1 protein-coding gene is annotated in these 535 nt (G+C 46.4%); it reads right to left on the reverse strand.

What is annotated here, in order from left to right:
- Positions 1-68 precede the first annotated feature (68 nt).
- On the reverse strand, positions 69-535 hold a 467-nt coding region (gene rpe / locus R7044_RS27675; protein ID WP_225456293.1), incomplete at its 5' end, for a ribulose-phosphate 3-epimerase.

Raw genomic sequence — 535 nt, forward strand, 5'->3', positions numbered from 1 at the left:
AACGACAAAGGCTGCCAGCAAAGTGGCAGCCTTTAAAATCAGAGCGTTATAACGCTTATTTTTAGCACTTATTCTACTTGAGCAAGCTCAGTGCGCATTTGGTCGATCACTTGTTTGTAATCTGGCTGACTAAAAATCGCAGAACCCGCCACAAACATGTCCGCACCTGCTTCAGCAATTTCACGAATGTTGTCGACTTTCACACCACCATCAATTTCCAGACGGATATCGCGACCAGACTCATCGATCATCTTACGAACAGCGCGAAGTTTATCTAGCGTGTGAGGAATGAATGACTGGCCACCAAAGCCTGGGTTTACCGACATCAGTAGAATCAGGTCAACTTTGTCCATGATGAACTCAAGATGCGCAAGCGGTGTTGCTGGGTTTAATACCACACCCGCTTTACAGCCGTGTTCTTTGATAAGCTGAAGAGTACGGTCTACGTGATCAGAGGCCTCAACGTGGAAAGTGATCATTGATGCGCCAGCTTTCGCAAAATCAGGGATGATGCGATCTACCGGTTTTACCATTA

The sequence above is a fragment of the Vibrio sp. 1402 genome, from assembly GCF_033340275.1.